The sequence below is a fragment of the Ruegeria sp. HKCCA6707 genome, from assembly GCF_013033515.1.
Lineage (GTDB): Bacteria > Pseudomonadota > Alphaproteobacteria > Rhodobacterales > Rhodobacteraceae > Ruegeria.
Map to the genome: position 1 here is coordinate 285282 of NZ_WQEG01000002.1, position 25460 is coordinate 310741.

Here is a 25460-nt window from a genome sequence, read left to right on the forward strand (position 1 = left end):
CTCAGCGTTTTTGTTTGGATAAAACGTTGCGACCCAATCGTTCAAGGGCCGCACGCAGATCGCCATCGTGAATATCGCGTGACACTTTGTCCGCCTCGGCGGCGATCTCGGGGGATAGTTTGGGTTTCGCCGGTTTCGGCTTGTGATCGAAACTGGCCTGCCCCTCGGCAAATCCGGTCGGAGCGGTCTGGGTGATGCGCACCCGGCTGATGGCGTTGAACCCGTAAACAGCGTTGACCTTGTCGCGCAATTGCTCGCGCTGCATATCCAGCATTGCGGCTTGTGGTCCGGTGGTCAGCACCGTCAGCGTAGCGCCAAAACCGCCTTTGCCATAACCCACTTTCACGGGTTGCGCGACGGCGGCGATATCCTGGCCCACGATCTCGGCCCAATGGGTCAACAGGCGCGACACGGCGAAGCCCCGGCTTTCACCGGCCCGCCTAATCTGGTCGTTCAGCAAAGTCGCGGTGCGTTTGAACCCGCGGGTCGAAGAACGTCTGCGCTGCATCTGGTTTCAATCTCCTGCACACCTATTGTAATGGGCAAAGACCCGGGTGCCAGCAAAACCCGACAGGGAGATGGATAAATCTTGCGTGACAGCACTGAATTTGACGTGAGCAACGCTCTGTTGCTGTGGTACGACCGCCACGCGCGCGAGATGCCCTGGCGCATTGGGCCTGCTGAGCGCGCCGCAGGTGTGCAGCCCGACCCTTACCGCGTCTGGCTGTCCGAGGTCATGCTGCAACAAACCACCGTGGCCGCAGTGCGGGACTATTTCCAACGGTTTACCCAACGCTGGCCGGACGTCACCGCTTTGGCCGCAGCCCCCGATGATCAGGTGATGGCCGAATGGGCCGGGCTGGGATATTACGCGCGAGCGCGGAACCTGCTGAAATGCGCGCGCGTGGTTGCCGATGAACGCGGGGGGCAATTCCCCGACACATATGAAGAACTGCTGAAATTGCCCGGTGTCGGCCCCTATACCGCTGCGGCGATTGCAGCGATTGCCTTTGACCACCCCGAGACGGTTCTGGACGGCAATGTCGAACGCGTAATGGCGCGGCTATACGATATCCACGACCCTCTGCCGGGCTCAAAACCGATCCTCAAAGCTAAAGCCGAGGCCCTGACGCCCAACGCGCGACCCGGGGATTACGCGCAAGCTGTGATGGATATGGGGGCCACGATTTGCACCCCCAAATCCCCGGCCTGCGGGATCTGCGTTCTGCGTGAACCCTGCCGGGCGCGCATCGCCGGTACACAATCGGAACTGCCGAAAAAGACCCCGAAACAGCCCAAACCCACACGGTATGGCCATATCTATATCGCGCGCCGCGCGGACGGTGCTTTGCTTATGGAACGCCGCCCTGACAAGGGGCTTTTGGGCGGGATGCTGGGCTGGCCGGGTTCTGACTGGTCAGAAGCCCCTGCCGAAGCCCCGCCTTTCACCGCCAACTGGCAGCGTTTGTCAGGTGAGGTTCGACACACCTTCACCCATTTCCACCTGATCCTGCAGGTTTGGAGCGCGGATCTTCCGCACAGTTTTCAAAGCGACGCGTTGCTGGTGATCGAAAAGCATGCCTTCCGTCCGAGCGACCTGCCGACAGTCATGCGCAAGGCCCATGCCCTGTGGCGCGACCGCTGACCCCCATAATTAACCCGTTGTGCCCGGGCGAAAGAGATGGCTAGCTGGGATAACTTGATCCGAGTACGCCGATGACAACAACCAGCACCCTCTCCCAATGGAAATCTGCCCTGCCCTTCTGGGTCTCTTACCTGCTGATCCCCCTGATCTGGGCAACGGCCTTGGCTGGCGGATGGTGGGTCGCGCTGGTGCCTCTGTCCACATGGTGGGCCTTTGCGGTGCTCGACCGCTTGACCGGCCTCAATCTTGAAAACGCAGACCCCGAAACGCCCGATAGTGTGCTGCCGCGATATATCTTGCTGACCAAGCTCTGGGTGCCAGTACAGTTTCTCACCCTCTACGGGCTGATCTGGTATGCCACCCGCTCGGATCTGTCGGTTCTTGAAAAGATCGGGCTGTTCTTTGGCATGGGCGTCATCTCGGGTACGATTGGTATCAACTACAGCCACGAACTGATGCATCAGAGAAACCGGGTTGAGCGTTGGTTGGGGGATATCCTGCTTGCTATGGTGCTCTATTCTCATTTCCGGTCCGAGCATCTGCTGGTCCATCACCGCTATGTCGGCACGCCACGCGATCCGGTAACCGCCCGATATAACGAAGGGTTTCACCGGTTTTACCCCAGGGTTCTGAAACAAAGCCTGCTGTCCGCGTTTCAGGCCGAGCGCAACAAGCTTGGGCGCAACGACCGGCCCTGGACTGACCCCGCAAACCCTTTCTGGCGCTATTGGGCCCTGCAAGCGGGAATGCTGCTCTTGGCCCTGCTGATCGGAGGTTGGAGTGGCCTCGCCTTGTTCCTCATCCAGGCCGGAACCGCGATCTGGCAGCTTGAGCTGGTGAACTATGTCGAACATTACGGCCTGACTCGCAAATATTTGGGCGAGGGGAAATACGAACATGTTCATCCGCGCCACTCGTGGAATGCTTCACAGAAGGCGTCCAATTGGTTGCTGATCAACCTGCAACGCCATTCGGATCACCACTACAAGCCCAACCGTCGTTTTCCCCTGTTGCAACACCATTCACAGGACGCTGCACCACAATTGCCCCATGGCTATCCGGTCATGACCATTGCCGCGATGATACCACCGCTCTGGCGTCGGATCATGAACCCAAGGGTTCGGGCTTGGCGCAAGCAGTATTATCCCGAAATCACCGATTGGCAGCCCTACAACAAAAGCGAAAACCCGCAGCCCCACGCCTGACCGCAGCGTGCGCAAGCGCGCTGCCCGGCCCAACGGTCGGGCCTGCATCTATGATGCTGGCGCGCCCGGCGGGAGCCCCTCTGCCCCAGCCACCCAGACATCCATCGGTGTGGCAATCCCACGAACAGCCTGCGCTTTGAGCGGCGCAAATCCCGCCATCAAGGGCTCGGCCGTGGGATCTTCCTGCATAACCTGCAGACGTACCGCGTCGCTGATGACGATACGAGCATGTACCTCTCGGGTCAGGGCCTCGAGCTTTGCCGCCACATTGACCGCATCACCAATCACGGCGAATTCCAATCGGTTTGCGCCGATGTCACCCAGAACGACCGCGCCGTAATGCACTCCGATGCCGATGTGAATCTCGGGCTCTCCGGCCCGGCGCCGATCCAGGTTCCATTGATCGACAACATCCGCCATCGCGCGGGCGCAGGACAATGCATTCCGCGCGTCCAAAGGCGTTGTCACGGGGGTGCCAAAGGTCGCCATCAGCCCGTCACCCAGGTATTTGTCCAGCGTCCCATGGTGCCGAAAGACTTCGCGTTCCATACGGGCATGAAACCCGCGCAAAACCTCGATCACGTCATACGGATCACGCCCCGCCGCGTATTTGGTAAACCCGACGATATCGATGAACAACACCGCCACATTCTCTTTGCGGACCTGTTTCAACGGATCGTCATTCTGGCTCAGTTCCTCCACGACGTTCGGCGAAAAATATCGTGAAAGGTTGGCTCGTTCCCGTTCCAACCCGGCATTGCTCAGCAAGAGCCGATTCAGACGGCGCATCGACAAGCCCAGCGTCACGGCCACCATGACGAATACAATGACCTGTTGAACCCGCTGCGGCACCATAAAGCTGTTGGGGTCTAACATGACCTGCAGATCGGGATATCCCTCAAGCGCCGCGTGAACACGGGCGCCCAGTTCCGGGAAAGGGGTCGACACCCACCAGGCGATGACCCACCCAACGGTCCACATCATGGCCGTCCACGAACCGATGGCCACAACCGTGCGCCAGGAATAGGCCAGAGTTCCGGCCGCCAGGATGATGAAGAAATACTGAAAATTGTCGAACCTGTATTGCGTGGCCAAGGGCCGCACATCATCGCTGAATGGGTTTGGTACGATCATACCCAGCGTCATGATCAGCAGATCGACAAAGATCAGCAAAAGCTCGATCCGAGATTGCCCCACACGCCCGGCCCGTTGGATCAGCCAGCCATTGGCGCAGATCAGCAAAAGGATAAAGTGATACCAAAGAACCTCCCATTGGGGGTTCAGAAAGATCAGCAGTATCCCTGTTAACCCCATGGCGACCCACCGCGCCCGCACGGCAAGTTCCAGCCCTTCGCGCTTGTGGCGCTCTAACGCGGCCTCGGTGTATTTGTTGTCCAGGTCATATTCGTCCGGTTGCGAAACAAAGAACCTTCTGGCCCGGCTTGGGCTGGCGGCTGAATCGGTCACGACTCGGATCTCCTTTCGAGGAGCTTTGCACTTGCCCTATGCAATCACCGTTGGGGGGAAAACAAAAGACCCCGCCGAAATCGGCGGGGCAGTTGGTCGTGCCTTGTGTCAGGCCACAGGCACGGGCGGTATCGTTGAACTCAGTTGTGCATCTCGGCTCGGATCTGCTGGCGCAGCACATCGATGGGCACAGTTTTGCCGTCGCGTTTGAAGCACCAATAGGTCCAGCCGTTGCAAGACGGCGCATTCTCCAGATGCGCGCCGACCTGGTGGATCGAGCCTTTGACATTGTCACCCACCAGCGTGCCATCGGCGCGAACCTTGGCCTTGTGGCGCTGGTTCATGGAATACAGTTCTTCGCCCGGTCGCAACATGCCGCGTTCGACCAGTTGGCCGAAGGGCACGCGCGGTTCGGCCCGTTTGCTGGCGCTGACCTCCAGTGCCTCGCGGTCGAACTTGCGGACCTTGGCGATGCGCTTTTCGGCCACTTTGCGATAGCTTTCCTCGCGTTCGATCCCGATAAACTCGCGCCCCAGCATCTTGGCCACGGCCCCGGTTGTTCCAGTGCCAAAGAACGGATCCAGCACCACGTCCCCCGGATTGGTCGAGCCGATCAGCACCCGGTGCAGTAGTGATTCCGGCTTCTGCGTCGGATGCGCCTTGTCACCGTTTTCATCCTTGAGCCGCTCGTGCCCGGTGCAAATCGGCAGCACCCAGTCGCTGCGCATTTGAACACCCTCATTCAACGCTTTCAGCGCCTCATAGTTGAAGGTGTATTTCGCGCCTTCGCGTTTGCTGGCCCAGATCATCGTTTCATGCGCGTTGGTAAACCGCTTGCCACGAAAATTCGGCATCGGGTTCGACTTGCGCCATACGACATCGTTCAGGATCCAATAGCCTGCGTCTTGCAGGGCGGAGCCCACGCGGAAAATGTTGTGATAGGACCCAATCACCCAGATGGCGCCATTCGGCTTGAGCAGACGATGCGCCGCCTTAAGCCAGGCGCGGGTGAACTGATCATAGGCGCCAAAGCTGCTGAATTGATCCCAGTGATCATCCACCGCATCCACCTGAGAATTGTCGGGGCGGTGTAGCTGGCCTTTCAGCTGCAAATTATAGGGCGGATCTGCAAAAATCAGGTCAACCGACGCCTCGGGCAGACTGTTCATCGCCTCGATGCAGTCGCCGGAAAGGATCGTGTTTAAAGGGAGCGCAGCTGCGCCCTTTGTCTTGATTTTGGTCATATCACTGCCTCGGTTCCACGGCGCTTTTGCGCTCATTTGGTTGAGACAAGGATGATTCAAAGATGATTCGCCGTCAAATTCTTTTTTGAATCAGTGACTTACGATTTGCTCTTGATACAAGATATTGTGCACTGGCTTGAACGAACGTCTATGATGTGGGGTCACACCAAGATTTTGCAGCGCTTCGCGGTGCTGTTTTGTCGGATATCCCGCGTTGGCATCCCAGCCATAGCCGGGATGCTGTTGCGCTAAATCCACCATCACCTGATCGCGCCAGTTCTTGGCAATTATGGATGCCGCCGCAATTGAAAGTGACTGCGCATCGCCTTTCACCACCGCTCGCGACGGGATTTTCAAACCGCGTGGGATCATGTTGCCGTCGATCAGCAAATAATCCGGGGCCGGGTTCAGCGCTTCGACGGCGCGGATCATCGCGATATGAGACGCGCGCAGGATGTTGTGTTCATCAATCTCGGCAACCGAAGCTTCGCCTATGGCAATTTCCGCCCAATCGCGCAGCGCCTTGTCCAAAGCCTGTCGACGCTTGGCTGTCAGCTTTTTGGAATCGTTGAGCCCCTCAGGAATGTCATCAGGGTTCAGGATCACCGCCGCCGCAACCACTGGCCCGGCCAAAGGCCCGCGCCCGACCTCATCCACACCGGCAATTCTCAGGTGCCCGCGATCACGCAGGGCGGTCTCAAGATCAAAACTCGGCAACGTCATACCTTTGGCAAACCGCGTTTCGGCCTATGAAGCAACCCAAAAAAGAAGAGGGCCCCCAGGGGATGCCCTCTTCCAATGCGGCGCGTTCTGTGGCGCTGCGCCTGCTCGAAGGTCGAAAATCAGTACACCACACGATACCCGTATTGGCGCAGGCAAGCGGGTTCATAGCCGCGATTGACGCGCTTGCCATTCCAAAACCCGACCTTGCACTGGTAGGGCAGGCTACTTGCGTGTTTGTAGTGTTTTCCCAGGCAGCGCTCGCCCAACAAGGGGCGGTGATGACCGGCGCCCTTGAAGGTTCGCAAGCAACGCTGCGGCAGGTTGTACTTTGCAACGGATTTGGGCAGCGGGCGCACGTGATGCGGTTTCGCATGAGGCTTGTGGCCATGCGGTTTATGAACCTTGGGCTTGTAAACCGGTGCGGGCTGGCGCGTCACGTTATAGCTCGGTCGGGATGGTTCCTGTTTCGAGAAATGGTTGATCGCCACACCCAGCAGCGCAATCGCGGCCAATCCACCCAGGATATCCTTGCCGTCGGCAGCCTGGGCCTGCGACGCGGAAATGCCGGTTATGGTCATAGCCGAGGCAACAACAAAGGCGATGAATTTGCGATGCATGATCCTTGTCCTTTCGGGTCGTTTGAAGCGGTCAGGGAGCAGACCGCAAATCTGATGCCCCAACCCTGCGACCGCCCCTGTCAGACAGGCAATAACGCGGTGTTGTTATCCGATATCAGCGCCCCGAATCCCGTTATGATATTGAATATCTGCCAAGCCGTGCGCAGGATGCAGCCCATGAAACAGATCCTCTCTTCTCTCGCTGTCCTGGCCCTGATATCGATTGGCTCCGCTGCCTCGGCAGCCGATTGCTATGCTGATTACAAAGCCAAAAAGGATAATCCTCTAAAGCTGCACTATGGCGTCATGCAGGTCTCGGCCTGCAAAAAAGGTCAGGCCAAATCCGAAGTTGCCAAGCGGCTGAAATCGAATGGTTGGACTTTGCTGAATGTCATGTCCGTTTTCGGGCCCGAAGGGTTGGATCAAAGGAAGGCCAATGCCGGATCATTCTATCTCCGTTTCTGACGCGCGGCGGTCTGGCACGCGCTTGGTTGGCTTTGGTATCGCCGCGATTGTCGCTATTCTTGCAACTGCAGCGGTTTTTCTGTTTCTGACCTTGCCCGACGCCAATGCCTTTAACGCCAAGGTCGAACGGCTGTTTGTCGAAACCGATCTGACCTCACAATCCGAAATTCGCCTGCTTGAGATTCTGGCGCAATCAGGCACCGCCTTTGCCGATACACTGACCAGCTATCGGATGGTGATCTTTGTTCTCTTGGTCTTTGCAACAGCCATGCTGGTTGCGGCCCTGGTTTTTCTCGTCATGCTCGTCTTGCTGAATCGCCGAATGGTCCAGATCGAGCGGACGGGGATTCAGGTGACATCCTTGTTGATCAGTCGTGAGGAAAACACCGTTTACCTCAACAACATGGATTTCAAACTCACACCTGCCGCCATGGAAACCCTGTCGGTTTTGGCCGAGTCGCGACTGGATGACGAAGTGCTTTCGGGTGTTCAAATCGAAGCGGTGATTTCCGGCAAGGACGCTGCCGATTGCGATGAGGCCGCCGGGGCCACTCGGATCAAACGGTTGCGTGATGCGTTAGGCAACCAGATGGTCAGCGAGTTGCTGGTCAAGAATATCGCGAAAAAGGGCTATATGCTTTCGATCGAAAAAGACGTCATCCAGATGGTTTGATCTGGCAGACGCTGTGAGTTTCGGCAAATCTCCCTCTTGGAAAAGCAGTTCGAAGGCCCCATTCTTATACCGCTCGGGCACGGGAGGTCAGCTATGAACGTCCACGCCACACCAAAGACCAGCGGATATGGCATCTCGATCGAACCCCTGAAGGGACGCGTCGCGGTTTACCGTGGTCAGATTTTGTTGGCCGAAAGCCATAATGCGAAGGTGATGTATGAAACGCGGCTACCGCCCGCGATTTACATCCCACGCGAAGACCTGTGCATCGAACTCGGCCCCGAGACCGATTTGCAAACATTTTGCCCGTTCAAGGGGACGGCAAAATATCACGACATCAGCGTGTCCAATGAACATCTTACCAATTCGATTTGGGTCTATGATGATGCTTTGCCGGAAAGCAAAGACATTCAGGGCCACGTGGGATTTATGCCAGATGCGGTCACCCGGATCGATCTTGGCGAAAACACGCTGCGCGACCCAGATGACAGCAATATCAGCGGTCCGCTGATCGACTGGCTGATGCGTGGCGCATCCGAATTCAAAACACCCGAGACATTTACAAAGGCACTGGCTGAAAAGATGTCGGAACACGGCATCGCTATCCAGCGGCTCAGTATTCTGGCCTGGTCGCTCCATCCCTTGATTGCTGGCAAACACTATATCTGGGAAAAGAGCACGGGCGAGATTTCGACAAACGTACCGACCTATGAAATCTATGATCACCCGGCCTTTATCAACAGCCCTCTGCGCCATGTCTCAGAAGGGTTGGGGGGCATTCGTCAACGGATCAGTGACAGCCCTGACAACAGCTTCCCGATTGTCGAGGATCTGCGCGCCAAAGGCGCGACAGATTACGTTGCGATGCCGCTGCCGTTTTCGGATGGTCGTATCAATGTCCTAACGCTGACCAGTGATCATCCTGACGGATTTACAACCGCCAATCTTGGCCTTGTATTTGAATGTTCCACCGTGATCGCGCGATACTATGAGGTTTTCATGCAGCGCGAAAACGCACAGGTCCTGTTGGAAACCTATGTCGGCAAACGCACCGGAGCGCGGGTGATGGGTGGAGAGATTCGTCGCGGGGATGGCGACGATATTGATGCCGCGATCATGTTTTGCGACCTGCGCAACTCGACCAGCCTGGAAGAGTCGCTGGGCCGCGATGTCTATATCAACCTGCTGAATACGTTCTTCGAAACCGTTTCGGATATTATTGACGAAAACGATGGCGAGGTTCTGAAGTTCATCGGCGATGCTGTTCTGGCAGTGTTCCCTGCTGGCGACAATCCGGAGGCAGCGCGCGGTAACGCTCAGCGCTCGGCCCGTGAAATCGTGGAACGTTTGGCAGAGCTGCGCCAGACCGCGCCGGGCCAACCACTGGACTGTTCGATCGGGATCGCCTTCGGTCGGGTCACTTTTGGCAATATTGGTTCGCGAGAGCGGTTGGATTTCACCGTGATCGGCCACGCAGCCAATGTCGCGGCACGACTTGGTGAATACAGCAAATCGGTCGGGCACTCGATTGTCGTGTCTGGAGATATCGCTCCGGCGTGTCAGGATGCCATACCGCTTGGTGATGTCACTCTGCACAATGTGTCCCAGCCGATCGCCTCGTTCGCCTTGCGCACGGCTGTTGAAGAACAGTTAGGGCATTGACCTTGTCCACTTTTGCGCCGCGCACACCTATTGCTATACCTCGTTCGGCTTCTCAAGCGGCCCGAGGCCATAATGCCCTTTGCTCAGCCAGCGCCCAACAGGATCAGCGCAGTTTGCGCCGGTGAAATGCTGGCCTGTACCTCTGCAATTTGGGCGCGCGCAAGATAGGTATCCGTCAAGTCAGAAATAGCTTCAGGGTCGGTGAACTGAGATATCTCGCTGGACCCGGTTGTGTGAGACAAGCGGTCGCGGAACACCTCAAGCTGTTTATCCAAGTCCAGCTGAGCAAATGAGGATGGCAGCCCCAGCGCGGTTTCCATCATCGATCTGATAGCTGGCAAGCCCATGACTGAAAACCATTTCTGGTCGTCGCTGCCGGGCTCTGAAGCGAGGTCGGCCAAAGTGTGCTGCGCATATAGCGCAACCCGCATTGTGTCATTCGATTGCCCGACGGCAACTTCAAAGCGCGTGGTTAGATTGTCTTGTGCAATCTTTTCCATATTGGTGATCAGCCCGGTCTTGGGAATGTCACCAGGCCCAAAGCCAAACGCATCGGCAAAATCGCGATAACGGCTATCGGCCAGCCGATTGGCAAGCGTATCATCTGCGCTGGTGCCATCAGAAAGAATCTTTTGGATGAAAAACCGGTTGTTGAGATCGTCTTGCAGACCAAAAGCGCCCAGAGCGACCTGCAACAGCCGTCGATCTGACACCAGATCTTCTGCCGATTGAACCTTGCTAATATTCTCCAGAAAATACTTCGTATCCCGCTGGTTCACCGCAGATGCCGAAAAGCTATCGTACTGCGCATCATAGGTCCGTTGCAGAAAGCGCCAACCGACAATCCCGCCCGTGGGTATGACCGGTTGAAAGGTCATTGGTGATAGGCCATCAAACGCTCTTCTCGCGGCAAGAGTGACCGCAAAGACTTGAGGCATTTATAGTAGTGCTCGGCCACCAGTGCCTCGGTCGCTTTGCCAAGGACACGACGACTGTCGGCATCCGTGAACACCTGGCTCAGCTCCTCAACCCTGCGCAACAGCTGCTGGCGCGCATCTTTGGGATCTGTGTCGCCCGACAGAACCAGCTGAGCCGCATAGCAGACACGGCGCACAGGGGTGTTGACTTCTTCGGGATGGATGGCATCCCTGAGACGCAGCACATTGGCCTGCGGCGTCATAATTGAAAACCGGCTGCGACGATCGCCATTTTCGATGACGATCCCGTTGATCAAAACCCGTTCTTTCGGGGCCAATTTCAAAACCAGTCCACTCATCCCGTTGCTCCTCTTTGACGCAAGCCACGCAGAACCGCCATGTTGATCTCGAGCAGTGGCTCGACCGAGGCCGCGTTCCTCAGGATTTGACTGCTGTGCTGCTCGGTGAATTCGGCCAGAAAAAAAATGCGTGCCCGAAGATCGTTTGGCAGCGCATTGCCCGTGTCCATGACCCCGCTTGCCAGTACAGTCCAAAGCCGTCTGTTTTCATGCACAGCCTGAACAAAGGCAGCATAGTTCTTTTGTCTGAGCGCGGTCGCAGCCTTCAACCGATGCGTAATTTTCGAAATCGCCTCGTATTCCGTATCACGAGGGGTGCGGGTCGGAGCCGCAGCTTGCGCATAGGCTGTCTGAGCATAGGCGTGCAGAGTCACTTGAAATCCTTCCAATCGTCCATCTGGGGGTGTTCAAATCCGGGGCGCGACGGGCGCGCCCCGGTTCAGTTCCAAACTTAGCGGAACAGTGACAGGATGGACTGTGGCGCCTGGTTGGCAATCGACAGCGACTGAGTCGCCAACTGCTGCTGAACCTGCAGGGCCTGCAGACGAGCAGAGGTCTCTTCCATGTCGGCATCAACCAGCGACCCGATACCCGATTTGAACGAGTCGGTCAGTTTGGACACGAATTCCTGCTGCGTCTCAATCCGACCCTGCACCGAACCAAAGGCCGCTGCTGCGTCAATCGAGGCGTCGATCAGTGATTCGATTGTACCCAAAGCAGCCGTTGCGCCCGTACCAGTTGACACGTCGATCGAGCTGAGCGCACCGAGGCCACCAGAGCCCGCATTGGTGAACTGCGCTGAGATCGAAATATCCTGATCTGCGTCAGCGCCAGCAGCCGCAGTACCGGTCGCGAACGCAATGGTATTGGGTGCACCAGACGAGTCGTAGTCAGCCGCCAGACCGGTGATGCCCAGGGCATCAATCTGGTTTTTCAGCCCCACAGCAACCAAAGCATCGGTGTAGTTTTCATCATAAGTACCCGACGGATCCAGATCGCTTGCCTGGATTGTATAGGACACCTCCTGATCACCCACCCGGATCGAAACGCTGTCACCGACCTCGAAATTGTCGGTCGAGCTGTCGATAACAATGTCACCGGTGCCTGTAGCGCGGTTCAATGTGAACCCGGCAACATCGTTGTCGGTTGTCGCGTTGTCGGACCCCGCAAGAACACCCTTAGCGGTGTAGCCACCGATGGACAGATCCTGGCTGGCAACCGAGATCGACGACGCATTCACGCCACCGGCCGCGTCACGATCGAGCGAAGACAGAACCGAAACAGTGCCGGCGCTGCCATCAACCAGGTTAAGGCCGTTGAATTGCGCCGCACCGACAACCGATGCAATCTGATCGCGCAACGCGGTCACGTCGGCATTGATCTTGCTGCGATCAACGTTGTCTTCCTGCGCCGCTACGATCTTTTCCTTCATCTGGGTCAGCAGGTCGGTCACGGTTTCGGATGCGTTTCGTGCAACCGCAACGGTCGATTCACCCAGTGCCAGGCTGTCTTTGATGGCGCTGAAGCCTTTGACATCCGATTCCATAACCTTGGAAATCGCCCAGACGGCTGAATTGTCCTTGGCTGTGGCAACTTCTTTACCGGTCGAGATAGCGCTTTGGGTATCAGCCAAGTTCTTATTGACCGATTTCAGCGTTTGCAGCGCAACCATTGCGCCGTTATTCGTCAGAATGCTGGACATATTTGTCATCCTTTTTAAGTTCAGGCGCGTTTCGCGCCGATGCTAACCCCACCTCAGCGGCAGGCATTCTGTCGTTCTGACCTCTGCGTCGAGCCGATTGGCATGCGCGCCACCTTGTCTTCAGGTGCAGCGACACCATTGCCCTTGATCCCCTAACGGAGTGCTAAGATGCACCCGCCTCAAATCTCGGATTTTATTCAACTCAGTCACTAAGCGCGCTTTTCCAGCTTTGCCTTCTGGCGCAGCGCAAAATCGCTGCGCTGGCCGGTGGCATCATAGGTGCTGAATTCCTGACGCACGCGGCGCAATTCGGACATTCGGTTTGCCACTGCGCGAATCCCGTCTGCTGCACTGTTCAACAGAGCCTGATTGCGCGCCACTTTCTTTTGCACCCGGATCAACTCGTCACTATCGAGCACTTGCAACTCATTAATAGCCCCGATCAGTTTCTCTTTTTCAGGCACCATATTCCCCAGGCGGTCCAGGTCACCCTGAACAAGAGCCGAGCGTTCAAGGTCCAACACCTCCTCCAAGGCTTTGATCAGATCATTCGACATCGTGTTTCTCTTTCATTGCTTCAAACAGAACCTCCGACAGACCAATGCCACCAGATTGCGCAAGCTGCCGCGCCTGATGCTGGACCAAAAGCGAGGCAAACTGGTCCTCGCCCGCGCCACCACCAAAGCTTTCAGGGGTTGTTCCAAGCCCTGCGGATTTCAGCATTTCGGCCAGGAACGTGGCCTCAAGCTCGACCGCGGCCTGCTGAAGAGGGGACTGCGTTGCGGAATGCTGGTGAGCCTGAATGGTCATCGGAATTTTCATCGGGTTCTCCGAAAATTGCTTCGAACTTTCTTGATCAAAGAGGAAAGCGGTTAAAATAAACGTAACTTCCCGCGGTCATCTTCCCCGTCAGACCAACGGAGCCGGAGCAAAATGCCCAACCCTCTGACAGCCATGCTGACTACGCTTTCCGCAGCCTCCAATTCTGGGGGCCCTAAGCATCAGACTGACGATGCGCCTACGCATCTGGCCTTTTCGGATGTGTTGGAAAAAGTCGGTTTGATCGAAGAACGGGATGTCGCGCAAACGATCACGCCAATTTCGCCCGAAACAGAAGAGGAACCATCCGACGATCTTGCGGCTCTCGAACCTGCTGCAACAGATACCGATGAACCGCAGATCCAGATTGCAGCCATCGCAACCGGGCCAACAGAACCTTTTGGTGAGCCACATGAACATAATGATCTGACGGGACTGGAAACAGAAAGTTCAGACAAGGCTGCGGTCGCTCAAACCGCCATTGCTTTACGGTCAGAAAACGCAGCAACACCCGCTGATTCACCCCAAACTCGACCAGTCGATCGATCCGAATTCGAAACGACCCCCAACAAACCGCAAAACCCGCAGATCTTCGAATTTGCGTTCGGGCTGAGCAACGCTCAGACTGCGTTGGCCAATAACCACATGGCAAGACCAACCGCGAAGACAACCAAGCCGGTTGAGGCCCCACCCGTCGAGCTTATCCGAAGAATTTCGCAACCGATTGAGCCGATCAAGCCTGAAATGCCGCAAGTTCAAAAACCTGTGGCGCCCACTATGGCGCGATCAGTCGAGATGTTTGAACTCCGCGCGGACCCGATGCAAAGTTCTGAGGGAGAATGGGCCGCCTCGGCCAAAGAGACCTTGAACACCCAAGTTGCGCGCGATCTCTCTGCGTCTCAGATGATGAACACGGCCCGCGCTGATACCGCGCGGGCTATCGCAGGGCAAATGGCTGCGGCGATTTCGGCCAAGCCTGGCTCCGGGGCGATCGAGATTGCGCTCAACCCCGAAGAACTGGGCCGCGTCTCGATCATACTGAACGGGCGCGAGGACGGGTTTCAACTGACAATCGCAGCCGAAAGACCCGAAACACTGGACCTGATGCGCCGACATTTGGCTGTCCTGTCCTCGGAATTTCAAAAGCTGGGCTACAGCGATCTGAGTTTTGATCTTGGCATGTCGAATAACACCGGAAAGGGCGGTGACAGCACTGCTCAGGACGCCGCAACCAGCGAGGCTCTTCAACTTGACGAGGCCGAAACGACTGCGCCTCCCCCTAAAACCGGCCCCGATCGGGGCCTTGATATGAGGCTTTGACCGATGATCTCTGAGACAAGCGCGACGACGCAATCCAACACCGGGCAGTCGCCGGCCAACAATGCGCACAGCTCGGCGCTGACCTCGGATTTCGAAACCTTCCTGCTTATGCTAACCACACAAGCCCGAAATCAGGACCCGCTTGAACCGTTGGATTCGTCGGAATACGCTTCGCAATTGGCGCAGTTCTCGATGGTTGAACAGCAGGTGCAGACCAATGATCTTCTGTCAGAACTGGCCTTGGCTTTGGGCAGCATCAATCTGGAAGAGCTTGGGAACTGGGTCGGAGTAGATGTCCGCTCGACAGCTGCGTTCCAGTTCACCGATGAACCCATCACCCTGACCGCAGCCGCCGATGCAAGTGCAGATCAGGTCAAACTGGTAATCCGCGACGCATCTGGCGAAGTGGTCGACACGGCGGCCATTGCGCCAGACCAAAACGAATTCCAATGGGCCGGAGTTGATTCCAGCAGCGCGCCCTTTTCGGCGGGGTCCTACTCCGCAACGCTGGAAAGCTATGAGAACGGTGAGATCATCTCAACCAGCCCGGTGGCCTCATATAGCCGCGTAGTCGAGGCGCAGGTCGAGGGTGGGTCGGTCGTGCTTACCTTGGACAGCGGCGCAACGATTGCGGCCGATTCAATCTCGGGCGTGCGCGCAAGCGCTTGATCTAAAGCGAATGGCAGGTCAGAACGTGGCAAAACAAAAGTCGACCCTAGCTGTTGGTGGCCGCCCTGACCGACCCTCTTGCTCCGCCCCCGGGCCTCGTACCCCAACTGCGTGCGCGTGGATTGGTTGACGAGGGCGTCCGCTTTGAAATGTTCTATGGCGGGCGCACCAATCAGGTTTGGAAGGTCCTGGGCAAAGGGTCAGACACCGTTTTGAAACTTTACAAAACGGATTTCCAGAACCCGATGTTTCGCAATGATGCGCAGCTTGAAGCAGCCTGCCTTCAGGCTTTGAGCACTTCGGGTTTCGTGCCCGAGTTGCGCGCCACAGGGCGGTTCGAAAATGACAATTGGGTCTACTATGATCACGCCGCAGGCACACCATGGGAGCAAGATCCGGAACCTGTAGCCGAGCTTCTGCAAAAGCTGCATAACTTGTCACCAAAGGTCGCCGCCCCCAAGGGCCGCAATGGCAGCGCAGCGCTGGCAGCTCAAACGCGCGCGATCCTTCGTTTGTGTCGCTCTGAGCAGTCCACACACATTGCGCGACAAGAACCAAAAGGCGAAATCGCCCCGACGCCCCTCCCTGTGCTTATCCACGGAGATCCGGTTCCGGGCAACATCCTCGTCGCCCCAGCCGGATTGACACTGATCGACTGGCAATGCCCCAGCCTCGGGGACCCGTCCGAAGATTTGGCTCTGTTTCTGTCCCCGGCGATGCAGCATCTTTATCGTGGCGCAGCTTTGACGCAAGTCGAGGTGGCGCGGTTCCTTACGGCCTATGCCGACCCGCACATCGTTGCTCGCTATAAAGCCCTAAAGCCGTGGTATGCGTGGCGTATGACCGCCTATTGTCTGTGGCGGGTTGAGACCGGGGCACCGGACTACCAACAAGGGTTTGAGCTGGAACTCGAGGCACTGCGCAACTCAGAGGTCGGCTAAGGTAAGCGCCGCATAGGCGATTGGCATCACCGCCCGTCGCCACCGGCCAAGCGGAAACCGTTTTGGCACTTGAGCCAACGGCGCAGGCAGGTCCGTCGGTTGCCCCAAGGCCAGCCGCGCCAGAGCGCGCCCGCAATAGGTCCCCATCGCCACGCCATTTCCGTGATAGGCAAAGCCTGCGAACATCCCGGATTGGCCGGGCACGGGCCCAACATAAGGGACCAGATCGCGCGACATACAAACAAAGCCTGACCAGCTATGGGTCGCGTCAACCTGAGCCCATTTGGGGAACATGGTTGCGAAGTCTGATCGCAGTTTGCGCATCGTTCCTGCTTCGGCCCTCGGAGACGCCCGAAGACCTCCGCGCATACCAAACAGAAATCGACGATCTGGCATCAAACGAAAATAGTGCAACAGATGCCGCGTGTCGTAGCACATCTGATCACTTGTCCACCCCTGATCCTGCAACTCTTGATCGGTCAAAGGGCGGGTGACCATGATCGACGATTGCACCGGCATATAACGCCCAGCCATCCATGATGGGATATCCTCGCTGGAATACCCATTGGTGCAGATCAACACCTGCCCAGCGCGCAATTTGCCTTGCGGCGTCGTCAGGTCAAAGCCGCCTCGCTGCTTTCGAATGTCGAGTACTGCGCTGTTATGGTAAAAAGCAGCGCCTTGTACTTGTGCCGCCTTTGCCAAACCAAACAGATATTTTCGGGGGTTCAGGCCAAAGCCAGTCTGAAGCGTATATCCGCCAAAGAACCTGCCCCCGAGACCCAGGTGAGGTAAATCCTTGGGTTCGTGCAAAACACCCCCGTCCGCTGCCGAGCGCCGCAATCGCTCCATCGCGCGGGGTGTGTGGGCCAGCTGAGTTTCTCCCTTGGAATGCGTGTCGGCTTCGATTTGGTGTTTCGCCAAAAAATCCGCGACCAGATTGACGGCCTGAGCTTCGGCTTCTGCGTAGGCATCCGCCGCCGAAGACCCATAGCGACGTGCCATCGATGCGTGGCCAAGTTTGGACCCACCCAAACAACAAAACCCACCATTGCGTCCCGACGCCCCCCATCCCGGGCTTCCGGCCTCGAGCACCACGACGCGGGCCCCAGCCTGTGCCAAGAGCAACGCAGCCGATACTCCGGTAAACCCGGCCCCGACAATCGCAACATCGGTGTTCAAATCGCCCTCAAGGCACGGCCAGTCCGGGGCAGCGATGGTTTCATCCCACCAACACCCGGCACGTGGTTTCGGGCCATAGGCAAAAGGTGGAAATATCCGTTTCATTCGGTGCGCGCGGCGGCCAATTCATCCTGTTTTTGCCGCATCATGGCGCGTTTGGTGACCAATGAAGCTGTGATCACTCCGATCGTCACTGCTGCGATCATCAAGGTCGACAGCGCATTGATCTCGGGGCTGACCCCAAGGCGCACAGCCGAGAATATCTTGATCGGCAAGGTTGTTGCTGACGGCCCCGAAGTGAAAGACGCTATCACCAGATCGTCCAGCGACAGGGTGAAGGCCAACAACCAGCCCGAAATCACCGCAGGTGCAATGATCGGCAAGGTCACCAACCGGAATGCCTGTGCCGGCGAACACCCCAAATCCAGCGCGGCCTCTTCCAGTGACCGGTCAAACGTGACCAAACGGGATGAGACCACAACCGAGACAAAGCACATCGAAAAGGTCGTATGGGCCAGAACAATGGTCAGGATGCCGCGATCCAGCCCGATGCCGATGAACAGCAACAGCAGCGACAGGCCAGTGATTACTTCAGGCATCACCAGTGGCGCATAGATCATTCCGGAAAACAGTATTCGACCGAAGAATCGCCCACCGCGCACCAGAACATAGGCCGCTGCCGTGCCCAGAATGGTGGCCAGGGTCGAAGAAAAGACCGCCACCCGGATCGTGACCCAGGCCGCATCCAGAAACGCCTCGTTCTGGACCAGTTCACCGTACCATTTGGTCGAGAACCCGGCCCAGACTGTAACCAGTTTGCTTTCGTTGAAGCTGAAGATGATCAGGATGATCATCGGGATATAGAGGAAGGCAAACCCCAACGTCAGAGAGACAGCGTTGAACCAGCTGAGCCTGTTCATTGATCGGCCTCCGTCTGTTTTTGCTGGTTGCGCTGGAACAGAACGATTGGGATGATCAGGATCAGCAGAAGCACCACTGCCACGGCGCTGGCCACGGGCCAGTCTCGGTTCGAGAAGAACTCCTCCCACAGAACCTTGCCGATCATCAACGTGCCTGAACCACCCAGCAGCGAGGGGATCACGAACTCACCAATCACCGGGATCATCACCAGGAAGCAGCCTGCGATGATTCCCGGGCGCGACAAGGGCACCGTCACCAGCCAAAAGGCTTGCGCACGCGAACAGCCCAGATCTTCGGCGGCTTCGATCAGCGATCCGTCCATGCGTTCCAACGCAGAATAGATCGGCAGGATCATGAACGGCAGATAGGTGTAAACGATGCCGATATAGACCGCCGTTTGCGTGTTCAGAATGGTCAATGGGTTCGAAATAATGCCCGTCCAGAGCAGAAGCTGGTTCAGATAACCTTCATTCGACAGGATGCCCATCCACGCATAGACGCGGATCAGGAACGAGGTCCAGAAAGGCAGGATCACCAGCATCATCAGGGTCGGGCGCCATTCCTCGGGTGCGCGCGCCATACCATAGGCAATGGGATAACCCACCAGCAGCGTAAAGAAGGTCGAGATCACGGCGATCTTGACGCTGGAGAGATACGCTTTCCAATAGAGGTCGTCCTCGGTTAACCAGACGAAATTTTCAAAATCCAGCTGGCTGAAGAAATCCTTTATCCCGGCCCATCCCTGGGTCAGATCCAGGGTCGGCGTATAGGGCGGAATGGCCAGTTCAGTGTCTGACAGCGAGATCTTCAGGACGATGAGGAACGGCACCAGAAACAGCACCAGCAACCAGACATAGGGCAGCGCGATCAGCAGGGCCCGGCGCATCAGTTGGCCAATAAGACCGCTGCCGTCGCTGTCCAGGACAGCCAGACCGGGTCTTCCCAGGTAAAGGACCGGCGCGAGATGCGGCGGGTGTTAGCCGTCTGCGCCTTGATGATCGTGCCGTCGGCCAGTTGCACATGATAGGTCGACAGATTGCCCAGATACGCGATGTCATGGACCTTACCCTGCACAGCGTTGACGGCATCCGTTGGACGGTCGGCCGAGATCGCAACCTTTTCCGGGCGGATGGCCAAATGACAGGTCTGACCCGTGTCAAACGCGGTCGCCGACTTGGCCAGCAAGGCCGGCTGGCCCTCGGCCCAGTCCACCTGATAGCTTTCGTCGCCCTGAGCCGTCGCGCGGCCCTGAATGATGTTCACGTCCCCAATAAAATCAGCCACATAAACCGAAGCCGGGGTTTCATAAATCCGGTCCGGTGTCGCCACCTGCATCAATTGGCCCTGATCCATAACGGCGACGCGGCTGGCAACGGTCATGGCCTCTTCCTGATCGTGGGTCACGATCACAAAAGTGGTACCGGTCTTTTCCTGAATATCCATCAATTCAAACTGCGTATCCTGTCGCAGTTTCTTGTCCAGCGCCCCAAGGGGTTCGTCCAACAAAAGCAGCTTGGGCGCCTTTGCCAATGAGCGTGCCAAAGCAACCCTCTGCCGTTGACCGCCTGAGATTTGATGCGGTTTGCGGCGGGCAAATTTCTCGAGCCGGGTCAGACGCAGCATCTCTTCGACGCGCTCTTCCAGATCGTGCTTGGGCATGTTGTCCCGGCGCAGACCAAAGGCAATGTTTTCCCAAATGCTGAGATGCGGGAACAGCGCATACGACTGGAACATCATGTTCACAGCGCGTTTGTTCGGTGGCACCGGGTCGATATCGCGTCCGCCCAGCAGAATGTGGCCATCAGTCGGCTTTTCGAACCCGGCCAGCATCCGCATCATGGTGGTCTTGCCGCAGCCTGATGGGCCAAGCAGGGCAAAGAACTCTCGTTCGAAAATGTCCAGCGACAGGTTGTCGATTGCCGTGAAATCGCCAAAACGCTTGGATACGTTCTGAAACTGGATCAACGGTTCAGCTTGCGGGTCATCCCACGGTGCAAAGACAGTTGCGCTCAAATCAGCCCCCGTTTGTCGATCAGAACGAAAAACGCGCAAGGCGAGCGGATCGCCTTGCGCAGAGAAACCGGATCAGGTGCCCGATTTGATCTTGGTCCACAGACGGGTCACCACACGCTGAGTCTTCTGCGGATAGGGCGTGGTGATATAGAGGTTCTGCATCGTCGCATCATCCGGGTAGATCGCCGGATCACCGATCACGTCTTCTTCCAGAAACTCTTGCGAGGCCTTGTTGCCGTTGGCGTAGTACACATAGTTCGACGCCGCCGCCATATTGTTGGCATCCAGAATGAAGTTCAGGAACTTATGCGCCCCTTCCGGGTTCGGAGCATCCACCGGAATGGCCATCTGGTCGAACCACATCAACGAGCCTTCGGCGAAGGGATGGTATTCGATCTCGACACCATTCTCAGCCTCAGCCGCGCGGTCGCGTGCTTGCAGGATATCCCCCGACCAGCCAACAGCCACACAGATGTCACCATTTGCCAGCGCGTTGATGTACTCAGAACTATGGAATTTCTGAATATGCGGGCGAACCGCAGTCAGTACCTCTTCGGTCTTGCCGATCACGTCTGTATCGTGGCTGTCGGGGTCTTCACCCAGATATTGCAGGACCATAGGAATGATCTCGGACGGAGCATCCAGGAAATGCACCCCGCAAGAGGCCAGCTTTTCCATATTCTCAGGATTCAGCACCAGCTCCATGCTGTTCAGCGGGGCATCGGCTCCCAAAACCTCTTGAACCTTGCCAACGTTCACACCGATTCCGGTGGTGCCCCACATATAGTTGATCGAATAAGCGTTGTCCGGGTCATAGCCTGCCGTACGGTCTTGGATCACATCCCAAAGGTTGCCTGCGTTCGACAGTTGTGCGTTGTCGAGTGGTTGGAACGCACCGGCCGAGATTTGACGCTGCAAGAATGTGCCCGAGGGAACCACAACATCATAACCGGATCCACCGGCCAGCATTTTGGTTTCCAATACTTCGTTGCTGTCGAACACATCATAGATCAGGGTCAGGCCCGTCTCTTCTTCGAACTTGGTCAGCAGATCTTCGTCGATATAGTCCGACCAATTGTAAACGCGCACCTCTTCGGCGAAAGCCGCCGAAGTCCCCAATGCAGCGATCGCTGTCAACATCAGCGTAGTCTTCTTCATCTTCTTCTCCCCATTAATTTTGCGGAAACTTGTCACAGTTTGTATGATTTGATCAAGTTTTGCTTTTACCGCCCACGGAAGCTATGCTTTCACGAGGCCGAATTCCTGGCAAGACAGGACAACATGAATTGGGACACACCCGTTGAATTTGATCAAAAAAAAGGCAGGCGAGGGCACAACGCGTGACGAAAACCTGCCCGCGCACACAATTGTATATGAAGAACTGAAATCGCAGATTCTGTTCGGTGACATCGTGCCCGGTCAGGCCATTACCATTCAAGGTCTGACCGAATCACTTGGCGCCGGGATGACCCCTGTGCGCGAGGCCATTCGCCGCTTGATCTCGGACGGGGCGCTGATCTTCAAGGGAAACCGAAGGGTCAGCGTTCCCGAACTGGACGATTCTGCAGTCGAACAGATCATATTTGCAAGAATATCAATAGAATCAGAGATTTCCCGCCGCGCCGCCGTGCAAATCCCAAAGGCCGAGATTGACCGGCTGGAGGAAATCGACCAACAGCTTGATGCCGCGATCACTGCGGGAGATGTCAGCAGCTACTTGCGCCTGAACCACGCGTTCCACGAGTCTTTGTACGCCGCTGCGGAAGCGCCGATTCTTGCGGACCTGGCGGGTCGGCTCTGGTTGCGATTTGGCCCGTCCATGCGCGTTGTTTGTGGCCGTTTTGGCACGCAAAGCCTGCCGGACCGGCACAAGGAAATCCTGACGGCCCTGCGCGCCCGAGATGTCGAAGCCGCAGCCAAGGCCACGGCTGATGATATACGGCAGGGAATGGAATTGATGGTCGGCACCCTCAGCGGATCGTGACTAAAGCACGATTTGTTTGACACTCAAAAATTTGATCATATTCTTGCGGCAAACCTCTTTCGCGGGAACCAAACCAATGACACCCATCACCAACCACATGCCCACCGCCGAACTGCAGGCCTTGGACGCGGCCCATCACATGCACCCGTTTTCGGCCAATGGCGCGCTGGGGCAAGAAGGCGCCCGCGTCATCACACGGGCCAAAGGTGTCTATCTGACGGACAGCGAAGGCGAAGAGATTCTGGACGCGATGGCAGGTCTGTGGTGCGTCAATATCGGATATGGTCGGGATGAGCTGGCCGACGTTGCCGCGCGCCAGATGCGCGAGCTGCCGTATTACAACACGTTTTTCAAAACGACTCATGTGCCCGCCATCGCTTTGGCCGCAAAAATCGCCGAGCTGGCTCCGGGTGATTTGAACCACGTGTTCTTCGCGGCGGGCGGGTCCGAGGCAAATGACACCAACATCCGTCTGGTTCGCACCTATTGGGCCGAAAAGGGCCAGCCCGACAAGAATATCATCATCAGCCGCAAGAACGCCTATCACGGCTCGTCCGTGGGCTCTGCCTCACTGGGCGGCATGGTTGGTATGCATGCCCAGGGCGGCATCCCGATCCCGAACATCCATCACATCAATCAGCCCAACTGGTGGGCCGAAGGTGGCGACATGTCACCCGAAGACTTCGGCCTGGCCCGCGCGCGCGAGTTGGAAGAGGCGATTTTGGAGCTGGGCGAAGACCGCGTTGCGGCCTTCATCGCCGAGCCTGTGCAGGGTGCAGGCGGTGTAATCGTCGCCCCCGACACCTATTGGCCGGAAATCCAACGCATCTGCGACAAGTATGACATCCTGCTGATCGCGGATGAGGTGATCTGCGGATTTGGTCGCACCGGCAATTGGTTCGGGTCACAAACCGTCGGCATCAAGCCCCATATCATGACCATCGCCAAGGGCCTCAGCTCGGGCTATGCGCCTATCGGTGGCTCGATCGTCAATGACGAGATCGCTGAGGTAATCGGCGGCACCGAGTTCAATCACGGCTATACGTATTCCGGTCACCCGGTCGCTGCAGCCGTTGCGTTGGAGAACCTGCGTATCCTCGAAGAGGAAAAGATCGTCGAGCATGTTCGCGACGTGGCCGCGCCCTATTTGAAAGAGAAATGGGAGGCGCTGGCTGACCACCCGCTGGTGGGTGAAGCCAAGATCGTCGGCATGATGGCGTCAATCGCGCTGACACCGGACAAGGCCAGCCGCGCCAAATTCGCATCCGCACCGGGGACTATCGGGTACATCTGCCGCGACCGCTGCTTTGCCAACAACCTGATCATGCGCCATGTGGGCGACCGTATGATCATCTCACCGCCGCTGATCCTGACACCTGCCGATATCGACGAAATGTTCGTCCGCATCCACAAATCGCTGGACGAAGCACAGGCCGAGATCATCGCACAAGGTTTGATGCAGGCGGCGTCTTAATCCGCACAGCTTCATCTGGCAAAAAATACCCCCCCCCGGGGGGGGGGGCGCTGAGGCGACGGGGGCAGTGCCCCCTTCCCCTTATCGCAACCGCTCCAACAGGGTGAACGATGCGTAACCGTCGGGTAATAGGCCTTGCGCGAGTTGATATGCCCGTACGGCATCGATGGTGTTCGGACCGGTTCGCCCGTCGACGCCTTTGGTGTCGAAACCAGCTTCCGTCAAGCGCTGCTGCAGTTCTTTGCGCTCCGAGAAGCTCAGGATCCGATCCCCTTTTGGCCAATCGCCCTGAAACGGGGGCGCTCCGCGTAGACGGTCGGATAGATGGCCGATCCCGATCACATAGGCGTCTGCGCCATTGTACCGCTCAATGACCCCGAAATTGTCAAAGATCATCAGCGCGACCCCGCGTCCACCCGCAGGCAACAAAATCGCGGCCTCGCCGTGATCCGGCACCGGTTGGCCGGTTTTGGCAAGCACTCCCCGCGCGGCCCAATCGGACGGTAACAAGGTGAAATCCCGCCGCGCCGTGGCATAGTCGAACCCCTGTGGCAGGCGCACTTCAACGGCCCAGGGCTGGCCCTTGGTCCAACCATGCCGGGCCAGGTATGACGCAGCCGAGGCCAGCGCATCTGTGGGATCATCCGACCATATGTCGCGCCGCCCGTCGCGATCAAAGTCAACCGCGTGCTCAAGATATGAGGTCGGCATGAACTGCGTATGCCCCATCGCACCGGCCCAACTGCCGCGCATGTTGGCCGGTGTTGTGTCCCCGGACTGCAAGATCTGAAGGGCAGCCACCAACTGCGTTTCAAAGAAAGACGCCCGCCGGGCTTCGAAAGCCAGCGTTGCCAGGGACTGGATCGTTTGGTTGTTGCCACGGAAACTGCCGAACGACGTCTCAAGGCCCCAGATCGCCGTCACAACCTCTTTCTCAACGCCATATCGGCGTTCAATCTGGTTCAGAACGCGTCGGTGCTGCTCCAACGCCGCGCGGCCATTTGCGATCCGTTGGTCTGACACCGCCGAGCCCAGATAGTCCCAGATCGGCTTCGAGAATTCGGCCTGATTGCGGTCGCGGTCTATGACGTCTTTGTCATAGGTGATACCCGCCAGTGCTGCATCCAGAGTGGCCTGTGATATCCCCTGCGCGCTTGCGCGACCGTGAAAGGCGCTGACCCAGGCCTGAAACCTGGCATTGCTTTCAACTGACACCTGCCGAACCTCAGCCGAAGGCCGCAATACGGGCCGGATCGACGCGGTCAGATCGGCCGAGGCCAATCGGGCGGTCTCGTCGGTGATCCGCACCTGAGGCCGAAGGGATGAATTGGGAAGATCCGCCTGCACTATGGATGCCCATAATGCAGCAGTCATAACGCCGCTTATGCATTTTCGCATTCCGATTTTCCTGATTACTGCTCATCTCAAAGATAGCGCAAAAGCTGAATCGGACAAAGT

The 25460-nt window shown here is 57.3% G+C and carries 27 protein-coding genes; 10 read left to right on the forward strand and 17 right to left on the reverse strand.

From position 1 onward, the window contains the following. Position 1: 1 nt before the first annotated feature. Positions 2–508, reverse strand: coding sequence for a DUF721 domain-containing protein (locus GOW40_RS07320; RefSeq protein WP_171101386.1), 507 nt, complete (start codon positions 506–508; stop codon positions 2–4). An 81-nt stretch (positions 509–589) separates the two neighbouring features. Between GOW40_RS07320 and mutY the strand changes: the two genes are divergently transcribed. Both mutY and GOW40_RS07330 read left to right on the forward strand, forming a co-directional pair. Further along, entirely contained in the window at positions 590–1645 is a 1056-nt protein-coding gene (mutY, locus tag GOW40_RS07325) for an A/G-specific adenine glycosylase (RefSeq protein WP_171132184.1), read from the forward strand. Between the two features lie 71 nt (positions 1646–1716). Further along, the gene (locus tag GOW40_RS07330; RefSeq protein ID WP_171132182.1) at positions 1717–2850 is read left to right on the forward strand and encodes an alkane 1-monooxygenase; all 1134 of its coding nucleotides are present in this window, start codon (positions 1717–1719) and stop codon (positions 2848–2850) included. 48 nt (positions 2851–2898) lie between these two features. Here the strand turns inward: GOW40_RS07330 and GOW40_RS07335 are convergent, their stop codons facing one another. The 4 genes from GOW40_RS07335 to GOW40_RS07350 form a co-directional block, all read right to left on the reverse strand. Then, a complete protein-coding gene (locus tag GOW40_RS07335) occupies positions 2899–4317 on the reverse strand; it encodes an adenylate/guanylate cyclase domain-containing protein (RefSeq protein ID WP_171132180.1) in 1419 nt (472 codons plus the stop codon). A 140-nt stretch (positions 4318–4457) separates the two neighbouring features. Beyond that, a complete protein-coding gene (locus GOW40_RS07340; RefSeq protein ID WP_171136603.1) occupies positions 4458–5561 on the reverse strand; it encodes a site-specific DNA-methyltransferase in 1104 nt (367 codons plus the stop codon). Between the two features lie 90 nt (positions 5562–5651). After that, entirely contained in the window at positions 5652–6284 is a 633-nt protein-coding gene (locus GOW40_RS07345) for a ribonuclease HII (RefSeq protein ID WP_171132175.1), read from the reverse strand. A gap of 119 nt (positions 6285–6403) precedes the next feature. After that, positions 6404–6901, reverse strand: a complete 498-nt coding sequence (locus GOW40_RS07350; RefSeq protein ID WP_171101398.1) for a hypothetical protein — start codon at positions 6899–6901, stop codon at positions 6404–6406. Positions 6902–7078: 177 nt separating this feature from the next. On the opposite strand from GOW40_RS07350, the gene GOW40_RS07355 reads away from it, so the two are divergent. The 3 genes from GOW40_RS07355 (at position 7079) to GOW40_RS07365 (ending at position 9701) form a co-directional block, all read left to right on the forward strand. Then, a complete protein-coding gene (locus GOW40_RS07355) occupies positions 7079–7366 on the forward strand; it encodes a hypothetical protein (RefSeq protein ID WP_171101400.1) in 288 nt (95 codons plus the stop codon). Then, positions 7338–8039 (forward strand): helix-turn-helix domain-containing protein, encoded by a 702-nt coding sequence (locus GOW40_RS07360; protein WP_171132173.1) that lies wholly within the window; start codon positions 7338–7340, stop codon positions 8037–8039. The genes GOW40_RS07355 and GOW40_RS07360 overlap by 29 nt, the downstream gene beginning before the upstream one ends. 93 nt (positions 8040–8132) lie before the next feature. Further along, entirely contained in the window at positions 8133–9701 is a 1569-nt protein-coding gene (locus GOW40_RS07365) for a DUF427 domain-containing protein (protein WP_171132171.1), read from the forward strand. 83 nt (positions 9702–9784) lie between these two features. Here the strand turns inward: GOW40_RS07365 and GOW40_RS07370 are convergent, their stop codons facing one another. From GOW40_RS07370 to GOW40_RS07395, 6 genes are all read right to left on the reverse strand, one after another. After that, entirely contained in the window at positions 9785–10579 is a 795-nt protein-coding gene (locus GOW40_RS07370) for a DUF1217 domain-containing protein (RefSeq protein WP_171132169.1), read from the reverse strand. Further along, positions 10576–10977, reverse strand: coding sequence for a flagellar biosynthesis repressor FlbT (flbT, locus tag GOW40_RS07375; RefSeq protein WP_171132167.1), 402 nt, complete (start codon positions 10975–10977; stop codon positions 10576–10578). Before flbT ends, GOW40_RS07370 begins: the two co-directional genes overlap by 4 nt. After that, positions 10974–11366, reverse strand: coding sequence for a flagellar biosynthesis regulator FlaF (gene flaF, locus GOW40_RS07380; protein ID WP_254444359.1), 393 nt, complete (start codon positions 11364–11366; stop codon positions 10974–10976). The genes flbT and flaF overlap by 4 nt, the downstream gene beginning before the upstream one ends. Before the next feature lie 62 nt (positions 11367–11428). Then, complete coding sequence (locus GOW40_RS07385) at positions 11429–12679, reverse strand: flagellin (RefSeq protein WP_171132165.1); 1251 nt, start codon at positions 12677–12679, stop codon at positions 11429–11431. A 209-nt stretch (positions 12680–12888) separates the two neighbouring features. Next, on the reverse strand, positions 12889–13236 hold the full coding sequence (locus GOW40_RS07390; RefSeq protein WP_171132163.1) for a flagellar biosynthesis protein FlgN: 348 nt from the start codon (positions 13234–13236) through the stop codon (positions 12889–12891). After that, positions 13226–13501, reverse strand: a complete 276-nt coding sequence (locus tag GOW40_RS07395; RefSeq protein ID WP_171132161.1) for a rod-binding protein — start codon at positions 13499–13501, stop codon at positions 13226–13228. Before GOW40_RS07395 ends, GOW40_RS07390 begins: the two co-directional genes overlap by 11 nt. 111 nt (positions 13502–13612) lie before the next feature. On the opposite strand from GOW40_RS07395, the gene GOW40_RS07400 reads away from it, so the two are divergent. The 3 genes from GOW40_RS07400 to GOW40_RS07410 are packed head-to-tail and all read left to right on the forward strand — an operon-like array spanning position 13613 to position 16428. After that, positions 13613–14818 carry a flagellar hook-length control protein FliK gene (locus GOW40_RS07400; protein ID WP_171132159.1) on the forward strand — a complete coding sequence of 402 codons (1206 nt, stop codon included), beginning with the start codon at positions 13613–13615 and terminating at the stop codon, positions 14816–14818. Positions 14819–14821: 3 nt separating this feature from the next. Continuing rightward, positions 14822–15487 (forward strand): flagellar hook capping FlgD N-terminal domain-containing protein, encoded by a 666-nt coding sequence (locus GOW40_RS07405; protein ID WP_171132156.1) that lies wholly within the window; start codon positions 14822–14824, stop codon positions 15485–15487. A 56-nt stretch (positions 15488–15543) separates the two neighbouring features. Beyond that, positions 15544–16428 (forward strand): phosphotransferase, encoded by an 885-nt coding sequence (locus tag GOW40_RS07410; RefSeq protein ID WP_371731825.1) that lies wholly within the window; start codon positions 15544–15546, stop codon positions 16426–16428. On the opposite strand, the gene GOW40_RS07415 is transcribed toward GOW40_RS07410, so the two are convergent. From GOW40_RS07415 to GOW40_RS07435, 5 genes are all read right to left on the reverse strand, one after another. After that, entirely contained in the window at positions 16414–17715 is a 1302-nt protein-coding gene (locus tag GOW40_RS07415) for an FAD-binding oxidoreductase (RefSeq protein WP_171132154.1), read from the reverse strand. The two genes, GOW40_RS07410 and GOW40_RS07415, sit on opposite strands and share 15 nt — an antisense overlap. Continuing rightward, positions 17712–18530, reverse strand: coding sequence for an ABC transporter permease (locus tag GOW40_RS07420; protein ID WP_171132152.1), 819 nt, complete (start codon positions 18528–18530; stop codon positions 17712–17714). Before GOW40_RS07420 ends, GOW40_RS07415 begins: the two co-directional genes overlap by 4 nt. After that, positions 18527–19417 carry an ABC transporter permease subunit gene (locus GOW40_RS07425; RefSeq protein WP_171132150.1) on the reverse strand — a complete coding sequence of 297 codons (891 nt, stop codon included), beginning with the start codon at positions 19415–19417 and terminating at the stop codon, positions 18527–18529. The genes GOW40_RS07420 and GOW40_RS07425 overlap by 4 nt, the downstream gene beginning before the upstream one ends. Beyond that, positions 19417–20544: an ABC transporter ATP-binding protein gene (locus GOW40_RS07430; RefSeq protein WP_171101426.1), complete on the reverse strand. Its 1128-nt coding sequence runs from the start codon at positions 20542–20544 to the stop codon at positions 19417–19419. Before GOW40_RS07430 ends, GOW40_RS07425 begins: the two co-directional genes overlap by 1 nt. Positions 20545–20616: 72 nt before the next feature. Next, entirely contained in the window at positions 20617–21702 is a 1086-nt protein-coding gene (locus GOW40_RS07435; protein ID WP_171132148.1) for a polyamine ABC transporter substrate-binding protein, read from the reverse strand. A gap of 142 nt (positions 21703–21844) precedes the next feature. Here GOW40_RS07435 and GOW40_RS07440 point away from each other — a divergent pair, with 142 nt between their 5' ends. Beyond that, entirely contained in the window at positions 21845–22528 is a 684-nt protein-coding gene (locus GOW40_RS07440) for a GntR family transcriptional regulator (protein WP_171132146.1), read from the forward strand. A 76-nt stretch (positions 22529–22604) separates the two neighbouring features. Then, the gene (locus tag GOW40_RS07445) at positions 22605–24002 is read left to right on the forward strand and encodes an aspartate aminotransferase family protein (protein WP_171132144.1); all 1398 of its coding nucleotides are present in this window, start codon (positions 22605–22607) and stop codon (positions 24000–24002) included. A gap of 81 nt (positions 24003–24083) precedes the next feature. Here the strand turns inward: GOW40_RS07445 and GOW40_RS07450 are convergent, their stop codons facing one another. Then, a complete protein-coding gene (locus GOW40_RS07450; protein WP_254444361.1) occupies positions 24084–25376 on the reverse strand; it encodes a lytic murein transglycosylase in 1293 nt (430 codons plus the stop codon). Positions 25377–25460 lie beyond the last annotated feature (84 nt).

What these genes read in the sequence shown, in the direction of transcription:
- GOW40_RS07320 (WP_171101386.1), bottom strand. Translation starts at nt 508, where the DNA reads ATGCAGCGCAGACGTTCTTCGACCCGCGGGTTCAAACGCACCGCGACT.
- GOW40_RS07330 (WP_171132182.1), top strand. Translation starts at nt 1,717, where the DNA reads ATGACAACAACCAGCACCCTCTCCCAATGGAAATCTGCCCTGCCCTTC.
- GOW40_RS07340 (WP_171136603.1), bottom strand. Translation starts at nt 5,561, where the DNA reads ATGACCAAAATCAAGACAAAGGGCGCAGCTGCGCTCCCTTTAAACACG.
- GOW40_RS07345 (WP_171132175.1), bottom strand. Translation starts at nt 6,284, where the DNA reads ATGACGTTGCCGAGTTTTGATCTTGAGACCGCCCTGCGTGATCGCGGG.
- GOW40_RS07350 (WP_171101398.1), bottom strand. Translation starts at nt 6,901, where the DNA reads ATGCATCGCAAATTCATCGCCTTTGTTGTTGCCTCGGCTATGACCATA.
- GOW40_RS07355 (WP_171101400.1), top strand. Translation starts at nt 7,079, where the DNA reads ATGAAACAGATCCTCTCTTCTCTCGCTGTCCTGGCCCTGATATCGATT.
- GOW40_RS07360 (WP_171132173.1), top strand. Translation starts at nt 7,338, where the DNA reads ATGCCGGATCATTCTATCTCCGTTTCTGACGCGCGGCGGTCTGGCACG.
- GOW40_RS07365 (WP_171132171.1), top strand. Translation starts at nt 8,133, where the DNA reads ATGAACGTCCACGCCACACCAAAGACCAGCGGATATGGCATCTCGATC.
- GOW40_RS07370 (WP_171132169.1), bottom strand. Translation starts at nt 10,579, where the DNA reads ATGACCTTTCAACCGGTCATACCCACGGGCGGGATTGTCGGTTGGCGC.
- flbT (WP_171132167.1), bottom strand. Translation starts at nt 10,977, where the DNA reads ATGAGTGGACTGGTTTTGAAATTGGCCCCGAAAGAACGGGTTTTGATC.
- GOW40_RS07385 (WP_171132165.1), bottom strand. Translation starts at nt 12,679, where the DNA reads ATGTCCAGCATTCTGACGAATAACGGCGCAATGGTTGCGCTGCAAACG.
- GOW40_RS07390 (WP_171132163.1), bottom strand. Translation starts at nt 13,236, where the DNA reads ATGTCGAATGATCTGATCAAAGCCTTGGAGGAGGTGTTGGACCTTGAA.
- GOW40_RS07395 (WP_171132161.1), bottom strand. Translation starts at nt 13,501, where the DNA reads ATGAAAATTCCGATGACCATTCAGGCTCACCAGCATTCCGCAACGCAG.
- GOW40_RS07400 (WP_171132159.1), top strand. Translation starts at nt 13,613, where the DNA reads ATGCCCAACCCTCTGACAGCCATGCTGACTACGCTTTCCGCAGCCTCC.
- GOW40_RS07405 (WP_171132156.1), top strand. Translation starts at nt 14,822, where the DNA reads ATGATCTCTGAGACAAGCGCGACGACGCAATCCAACACCGGGCAGTCG.
- GOW40_RS07415 (WP_171132154.1), bottom strand. Translation starts at nt 17,715, where the DNA reads ATGAAACGGATATTTCCACCTTTTGCCTATGGCCCGAAACCACGTGCC.
- GOW40_RS07420 (WP_171132152.1), bottom strand. Translation starts at nt 18,530, where the DNA reads ATGAACAGGCTCAGCTGGTTCAACGCTGTCTCTCTGACGTTGGGGTTT.
- GOW40_RS07425 (WP_171132150.1), bottom strand. Translation starts at nt 19,417, where the DNA reads ATGCGCCGGGCCCTGCTGATCGCGCTGCCCTATGTCTGGTTGCTGGTG.
- GOW40_RS07435 (WP_171132148.1), bottom strand. Translation starts at nt 21,702, where the DNA reads ATGAAGAAGACTACGCTGATGTTGACAGCGATCGCTGCATTGGGGACT.
- GOW40_RS07445 (WP_171132144.1), top strand. Translation starts at nt 22,605, where the DNA reads ATGACACCCATCACCAACCACATGCCCACCGCCGAACTGCAGGCCTTG.
- GOW40_RS07450 (WP_254444361.1), bottom strand. Translation starts at nt 25,376, where the DNA reads ATGACTGCTGCATTATGGGCATCCATAGTGCAGGCGGATCTTCCCAAT.